6 protein-coding genes are annotated in these 7,903 nt (G+C 68.6%); 2 read left to right on the plus strand and 4 right to left on the minus strand.

Features of this window, described 5'->3' with window-relative positions; genetic code table 11:
• Window positions 1-405 precede the first annotated feature (405 nt).
• Together VNM44_RS09580 and VNM44_RS09585 are read left to right on the plus strand one after the other, a co-directional pair.
• On the plus strand, window positions 406-585 hold the full coding sequence (locus VNM44_RS09580; protein WP_325625589.1) for a hypothetical protein: 180 nt from the start codon (window positions 406-408) through the stop codon (window positions 583-585).
• A 637-nt stretch (window positions 586-1,222) separates the two neighbouring features.
• Window positions 1,223-2,329 carry an acyl-CoA desaturase gene (locus tag VNM44_RS09585; protein WP_325625591.1) on the plus strand — a complete coding sequence of 369 codons (1,107 nt, stop codon included), beginning with the start codon at window positions 1,223-1,225 and terminating at the stop codon, window positions 2,327-2,329.
• Window positions 2,330-2,341: 12 nt separating this feature from the next.
• On the opposite strand, the gene VNM44_RS09590 is transcribed toward VNM44_RS09585, so the two are convergent.
• The 4 genes from VNM44_RS09590 to VNM44_RS09605 all read right to left on the minus strand — a co-directional run.
• Window positions 2,342-3,994: an alkaline phosphatase D family protein gene (locus tag VNM44_RS09590; protein ID WP_325625595.1), complete on the minus strand. Its 1,653-nt coding sequence runs from the start codon at window positions 3,992-3,994 to the stop codon at window positions 2,342-2,344.
• A 76-nt stretch (window positions 3,995-4,070) separates the two neighbouring features.
• Entirely contained in the window at window positions 4,071-5,264 is a 1,194-nt protein-coding gene (locus VNM44_RS09595) for a low temperature requirement protein A (RefSeq protein WP_325625598.1), read from the minus strand.
• Between the two features lie 44 nt (window positions 5,265-5,308).
• Window positions 5,309-6,853, minus strand: a complete 1,545-nt coding sequence (locus VNM44_RS09600; protein ID WP_325625600.1) for an FAD-dependent oxidoreductase — start codon at window positions 6,851-6,853, stop codon at window positions 5,309-5,311.
• Between the two features lie 65 nt (window positions 6,854-6,918).
• A partial coding sequence (locus VNM44_RS09605; protein WP_325625603.1) for a DUF6923 family protein occupies window positions 6,919-7,903 on the minus strand: 985 nt, incomplete at its 5' end.

Consider the following 7,903-nt stretch of genomic DNA (forward strand, 5'->3'; position numbering starts at 1 on the left):
ACGCGGGCGCCGCTGCAACGGACTTTCGGGGTAGCCACTCGGTCACGGCCGGCTTCACGGCCTTTCCGGGCACGACGACGTCGGCGAGGACCGGGTCGTCGAGGGTGCCTCCGGCCGCGGCATCCGCGTTGAGGTTCGAGAGGTACTCGCGAACGCCTAAGCGAAACCGGAGCACGTCGCCCGCGTGCCCGACGGGCTCGTGTTGCCCAACAACTCGGATCAGTCGTCTGCGCGTTTGGCGTGCTGCTCTTGGGGGAACGCTCGCGCTCGGCAACTCCGGGCTTCGACGACGGCTTGCACGGCGGGGGACACCGAGGGGACTGGCGGCCCAGGTCTGATCGGGGGCGCGAGGGGTCACGGAGCCCCGGAGTTGCCAACGGCGATCTCTCTGGATTTCGTTGACCGATGATGCGTCTCGCCGGGCTGAACATCACCGACGACTGCGCGCTCGAACTCGTCAGGCGGCTGCGCTGCGCCGACTTCGCGCATCAGGCGGACACGATCGAGGGAGCGTTGGTCTCGGGGCAGGCGGAGGACGAGCTCGCGCACGGACGCGAGGGGATGAGCCAGCCCTTCACTGCCTGACCCCCGAGGAAGCAGCCCTCACGCACCGCCTCTTCACCGCTGCGCTCACGTCTCAGCGCGAGAGGTCGGTCGTAGCCGTCTGACGGCGCGACCGGAGCGTCCGTGGCGCTCGCGGCACCAAGGGACACGGCGCAGCGGAGGGAGTCGACGTCGTTCTCGCTCGTCGATACTCGGCGCCTTGCGCGAAACCCGAGTGCCGCACCATCGGCTCGGCGCGAACCCGGGGTAGGCCCGAGGGCGAGCGCTGCTTGGTTGTGACGAGAAGCCCTGGTCGACGCTCGGCATGACGCCTCACGTCGTGCGACTCGACGTCGTTGCCGACGCGGTGCCTTGGGAGCCCGCTGCGGTGCTCGAGCGCCACCCGTCGCTGATCACGCCCTCCCGCCGAATGGGAAGCGCCAGCAGGGTGGTAATGTTGACGAGGGTCGAGAAGGAGTTGGAGCGAGTACCGGTCCTGGCTTTGCACGCCTTCCGCTGCACGTTCACGACGCAGTCGAGGGAAGGCGGAGATGCCAACCGGAACAGTGAAGCGGTTCGGCGACGGCAACGCCCGCGGCGTCATATCGCCGTGCGATGGGAGCACGGATCTCTTTGTCCAGCGTCGAACTGAAGGAGCTCTCGCATCGGCGACACGGCAATGACGAACTCGTCCTCGCCGAAGGTCTCGTTCGACAACGGCGGCGAGTTCATCCGGCAGACGCGGCGCGAGGTCGAGGAGTACCTGTCGTCTCGTCGTATCCGCGCACGCGGCCGTGCCGAGCTCTACGCCAAAGGGGTCGTCGCGTTTGTCGTACTCCTCGGCTCGTGGCTGACGCTCGTGCTGGGCCACCCCGGGGTGTGGCTCGGTCTGCTGAGCTTCGGCGGGCTGATTTTCGGGACGTCGCTGACGGCGTTCTGCGTGATGCACGACGCCAATCACGGTGCGTACTTTCGGAGACGCCGCCTGAACCACCTGATGGGCTGGACAGCCGATGCGCTGCTTGGTCTCTCCAGCTATGCGTGGCGTGTGAAGCACAACGTTGCCCATCACACCTACACGAACGTCGACGGCTACGACGCCGACATCACCCAGGTGCCGTTCGCTCGGCTGGCGCCCGTTCAGGAAACGCGGCCGTGGTACCGGCTGCAGCACTACTACATCTGGTTGCTCTACTGCGTGATGGCGCTCCGCTGGCAGACCGTCGGCGATGCCGCCGCGTTCGTTCGGGGGAATATCGGGACGAGCGCTCTGCGCCTGCCTCGGGGGTGGGATCTCGTCGGACTCGTCGGCGGGAAGGTGATCTTCATCAGTTGGGCGATCGTCGCCCCGATGCTCGTCTATCCCTGGTGGGGCGTCGTGCTGGCGTATCTCGTCTACTCGATGGTCGTGAGCCTGATCATGGCTGTGACCTTCCAGCTCGCGCACTGCGTCGAGGAGGCCGACTTCGCCTCGGCGGAGGAGCTCGCCGCCGACCGGCGACTCTGGGCGGTGCATGAGGTCGAGACGACGGTCGATTTTTGCCCGCGCAACGTTGTCCTCAGCTGGGCGGTCGGAGGGCTCAACTACCAGATCGAGCACCATCTGTTTCCACGCGTGCCGCACACGCACTACGCCCATATCGCCACCATCGTGCAGCGCAACGCCGAGCGACACGGTGTGCGCTACGTGACGCAACGCTCGCTGCGCGCTGCGCTGCGATCGCACTTCCGGCACCTGCGCACGATGGGCCGAAGGGGCGTCCCGGTCGTACTCGAGATGGGTTGACCTTAATCTCTCTTATCCGGTTCCGTCCTGCGAAAGGGTGCAGTGGTGCAGCGTTTCCAGCGAGGGACCGGGCTCGCCAGGGGTCGCGGCCGCTCTTCTGATCGTCGCGCGTGCGGCGCGCCCGTCGAGCTCCAGCTCCCCGATGGAGTTGTCGAAGGTCGGGCCCCTTACGAACCGCCAGCGGGGCGTGGATGGAGCGACTCCGGATGCTCGGGCGAGTCGCGCGAAGAGGCCCGCGGCCGCCCGCGAGCCTGTAAGCCGCACGACGCGCCGCTGAAGCGGCGTCAGCGGATTGCGGAAGGGAGAGCAGACGATCTGGTACACGCGGCTCGAGCCCTCGTCCTGGCCGAGCAAGATTTCGGCCACATAGGCGGTGTGCACGTCGCCCCCGAGCAGGGTGATCGTTGCGGGTGGCTCGCCCGATGTGCCGCGGCTGACGGATCGCAGGAGCTCCACGACCCGCTCGAAGGAGTCGTGAAAGGCAGGCCAGTGCTCGAGGTCGAACCGTCGTCTGACCCACTCACCGAGGCGGGCCGCCGGCCTTCCCCAGGCGCCCGCGCAGACCGCTTCGTTCCAGGCCTCGAGGTGGTGGATCCCGTGCGACATGAATACAGGCAGAGTGCTCGCGACGACCAGGTGATCGAACGATCCGCGGCTGTGCTCGGCGATCCAGTCCCATTCCTCGTCGTCGATCATGTCGCGGCGTTCGTCGTCGAGCACCCGCGCCGCGCGCGAGTCGATCACGAGCAGTCGCGCTCGACCGAAGTCACGGTAGTACGCCCAGCGGCTGGCCGCTGATTCTCGATCGCAGCGGAGGGCGAACGCGCGCAGGCGCGCACCGGCGTCTCCGTCCGTTTGGACGAGCCGAAACAGCTCTTCCTCGGCGAGCTCGGGTGGGGACAGGTTGCCAAGATGTTGGTAGAGCCAGTACGACATGAACGCCCCCGTGATGCGTGCCTCCCACCAAGGGAGCGCGCGCATCTCCTCGACCCACCGTTGGGAGATGTTCCAGTCGTCGTGGACGTCGTGGTCGTCGAAGATCATTGCCGAGGGCACTGTCGACAGGAGCCAGCGGATGTCGGGGTCCGACCATGACTCGCGGTACAGGCGGGTGTACTCCTCGAAATCCGCAACCTCAGGCCCAGGCGGCCGGGTGATGTCTCTGCGAGTGCGGATGAACGCGGCGGTTTCCGGCGGCACCTCGTCCGCGTACACCTGGTCTCCGAGCAAGACGAGCGCATCGGGCCACGGTGCTGCGGCCTCCTGGAGCTGACGGGAGTAGGCCCAGAGCGCGTCGACACCGAGACCGAGCGGATGCTCCGCAGGAGACGAGGTGTACGGCGCACGCTGCGGTGCGCCGACCCGGCAGGAACCGAAGATCAGCCGCGATTGGCGCTCGCCGCGACGGGTGTGGATCGCGCACGGCGGTCTGCCGTCTGCCGGCGGCCAGACCACGTCGCCATCCAAGCGGACTTCGTAGGGCGCGACCGAGCCCGGCTCGAGCCCGTCGACCACGACGAGCGCGTAGTGGTGACCGTCGACACTGAACGTGCGCGCCCGATGTCCCAGCACGTCGACCTCGTAGGGCCCGTCTGTCTCCACCCACACCGTGGCCGTAGTCGAGCCGACGTAGCGCAACAGCGGGCCGAGGACGAGTGACGGCACGGCCGGAAGCATGCACGACCTTCCGGGGCCGACCGACGCCACACGGGAGCCCGCCCGCGCCCACGCAGCGTTCTCGCTAGGCGGTGCGTGCGCGCGTGCGACCGCCAGTCCGTCGTGCGACGACGACCTGGTCGGCCACGATCACGCCGATCAGGACGGCCAACAGCGCCCCGGCGACGACAAGTGCAGGAGCGAAGGCCCCGGTCGGCGCGATCAGGAAGCAGGCTAGGGCCCCACCGATACGCCTCAAGCTGATCTTGCCCGTGACGCGCAGCCGGACGGCCGCCTGCGCGAGCAGGTACACCGCGGGGCCGCCGACGACCACGGCGAGCTCCGCGGCGGAGAGCTCGTCGGTGGGGTGGGCAATGACGATCTCGTCGCCGACTGCGCTGAGAAGGATGCCGGCGATGATCGCGATGTGGAGATAGGTGTACGCGTCGCGCGCCAGAAGTGTGCGGCGCTCCGCCCGCTCGAGCGCGCGTTCTGCCAGGGTCGCGACGAAGTCGAAATAGAGCCACCAGAGGGCGGCGGTGCCGAGGAAGGCGATTGCGAACGCGATCACCCGCGCGGGGGTCAGCTCGAGCTGCGAGGTCGTCGCTCCGGTGACGACGATCGACTCGCCGAGCGCGATGATGATGAACAGCTGGAACCGCTCGGCGAAGTGCTCCGTGCCGACGTCCCATGCCTCTGGGTCGATCCGCGGGCGCCAGGGCACCCAGTAGGTCACGAGCGGTGCACCGTAGTCGAGCGCGAGCGCGGCGAGCCATAGCGCCGCGCGCGCCGGCCCGTCGACGAGTGCTCCCGCGAGCCAGAGAAAGCCCGCGGCGACGAACCAGGTCAGGATCACGGCCGCCCGCTCGCGCTCGATCGTGCCGCGGTCTGCGGCGACGAACGTGAGGAACAAATGGCGCCCGACCTGAATCGCGACGTACGAGCCGGCGAACATCAGCGCCCGTTCGCCGAACGCGTCGGGGATCGCGATCGCCATCAGCATGCTGGCGAGCATCAACACGATCAGGAGGAGCCGGACGAGGACCGATTCCGGGTCCAGCTCGTTGGTCACCCACGTCGTGTAGTTCCACGACCACCAGACGACAAGGAGGATGAGAGCCGCCTGACCGGCGCCCTGCCACGTGAGCTTGTCGAGCAACAGATGCGAGATCTGCGTGATCGCGAAGACGAAGACGAGGTCGTAGAACAGCTCGAGCGTCGTCGTGCGCGGCTCGCTGTCGGCGTCGCGGACGAGCTCGTCTCGGCTCAGGTTCGGCACGCGGTGCAGCGTAGAGCGAGTCCCGCGGCCGGTCGCGTGCTCGGTCAGGCGCTGGGCGTCGGCACGGCGGCTAGCAGTTGCGACTTGTCGGCCAGCGCCGTGGTGGCCGGACCGTGCAGGACCTCGCCGGTCGCCGCGAAGCGCGAGCCGTGACAGGGGCAGTCCCAGCTTTCCTCGGCGTCGTTCCAGCTCACGATGCAGCCCAGGTGGGTGCACACCGCGCTGACCGCGTGGAGCGCCCCGGCTGCGTCACGTGAGACAGCGAGGCGCTCGCCGCCGACCCGCACAATTTCGCCCTCACCGCGCTCGAGCTCGGCGGCGGCCTCGGGCGGCTCGTCGCGGCCGAGGCGGTCGCCGATCAACCGTTTCGCGTCGTGAGCGCCCTTCGACACCAGGGCCGGGAGGGCCTTCGGCTCGAGCCGGCCGGGGTCGAAAAGCTCTGACCACGGGCTCTCGCGTTCGAGGACGAGATCCCGCAGGAGCATCCCGGCGGCCGTGCCCGTCGTCATGCCCCAGCCGCCGAAGCCCGACGCGGTGAAGATGCGCGATCGCTTGTCGATCGCGCCGATGAACGGTCGCCGATCGAGCGAGTAGAGGTCCTGCGTCGACCAGCGGAAGAGCACGTCACCGGCTCCTAGTGCGTCTCGGGCCCAGCGCTCGAGCTGTTCCGAGTGTGTGCGTGCGCCTCCGGCACCGGGCTCTCCGACCGAGTGGCCCTCGCCCGAGACGACGAGCACGGCGCGTCCCTCGAAGGTCGCCGTTCGGACGGAGTGGGATGGTGTCGAGGCGCTGATGAACATCCCGTCGGGCAGGGCGTCACCCGCCTCCAACGCGAGCGCATAGCCGCGCGACGCGCGCGAGCGAGCGACGAGCAGCTTGGCGTCCAGGATGGGAGCGTGCGTCGCCACCACGACGCTCTCGGCGGTCACGACATGACCGGCGTCGGTGCGGACGCGGGACGGTGTCCCGCGCTCGATGTCGACCACGCGGGAGCGCTCGAACACCTGCCCGCCGGCCGACTCGAGCTGCGTGACGAGCGGCAGGAGGTACTTGCGCGGGTGGAGCTGCGCCTGCCCGGAGAAGCGGACGGCACCCGACGTCGGGAACGGAAGGGGCGGCTCGTCGACGAAGCTCGCCGGGAGGCCGACCGACACCGCGGTCTCGACCTCGCGTTCGAGCCGCTCGACGTCGTCGTCGCTCGTCGCGAACGTGTACGCGGACGTATCGCGGAGCTCGCACTCGATCTCGTGCTCGCGGCAGAGGCGTCGGATCGTGTCCAGCCCAGCCTCGTTGGCCTCGCCGTACAGCCGTGCGGCGTCCTGGTCGAGCCGCTCGGCGAGCTCGGCGTAGATCAGGGTGTGCAGCGACGTCACCTTCGCAGTCGTGTGTCCGGTCACGCCGTTGATGACACGGTCGGCCTCGACGAGCGCGACCGTCCGCCCGTCCTGCGCGAGAAGAAGTGCCGTCGTGATGCCGACGATGCCGCCTCCCACGACGGCGACGTCGACCTCCAGGTCCCGGTCTAGCGCCGGATACGACGTCGAGAGCGAGGTTGCGACCCAAAATGACTCCTGCGCCTCCACGAGCATCCATTACCCCTCGTGCTCGTGGGGAAACGAGCATCCCGCGTGAGGACGGAGCGGTCCGCCGTCGGTCAGTGGGCGGCGTCGAGGCGCGACACGGTCTTCTGCGTAATGCTCGAGACCCACACCGAGTCCTTCTGTGCGGCGACGATGTGCGCGGAAGCGTGGCCCGGGTGGGCTGGAGCGATGCGGATCGGGGGCCCATCAACCCGGCCGGTTGCTGCGTCGATACGGGTCACCGTCCCGTCGTCTTGATTCGCGACCCAGACTGAGCCTCCGGCGGCAGCCATCCACGTCGGATACGTCCCTGCGTCGATCGTGTCGACGACCGCCATCTCCTCCGGGTCGACGCGGCTCACGCTGCGCCCATCCCGATTCGCGACCCACACATCGCCGTTCGCGACGGTGATGCCGACCGGGAAGTCGCCGACCTTCACCTTGTTGACGCGACCGGTGGTCGGGTCGACGCGGATCAGCTCGCCGTCCTCGGCGGCGGCGGCCCACACGGCACCGGCGCCGAACGCGAGCCCGATGACGCGCTGCGTGCTGAGGACGATCTTCCTGCCGACCTGCTTGCCGGTCGTGGGATCGAGGCGTACGAGTGTCGCAGGGTTGCGGCCGACCACGACCCAGAGCGAGCCGGCGCCGAAGTCGTACCCGAACGGCGTGTCGTCGAAGGAAATGCGTCGCTGGACCTTCCCGGTTCTCCAGTCGAGCGCGAGGAGCGCGCCGGGCTTCGTGTCCATGAAGTCGCCAAGCCGCTCGGTCCACACCGACGTCCCGAGACGCCGAGTTTCGCTGAGGACGCCTCTCATCGGAATCGACTTCTCGACGGCCCCCGTGGCAAGGTTGATCCGGTCGAGCCGACCGTTGAGGGCCGGCGCGCCCTCGTTCAGCGCCACCCACAACGCTTTCGGCCCAGCGGCGACGCCGTTGGGCTCACCTTCGACGCGAAGCGTGGCGGTGACGTTCTTCGTGGTCGTCTCTTCCTGACCGCACGGAAACAGCGGCGATTCGAGAGCCAGTCGCATCGAGCGAGCCCCGGAAAGGGCAGCC

The sequence above is a fragment of the Gaiella sp. genome, assembly GCF_035558935.1.
GTDB lineage: Bacteria > Actinomycetota > Thermoleophilia > Gaiellales > Gaiellaceae > Gaiella.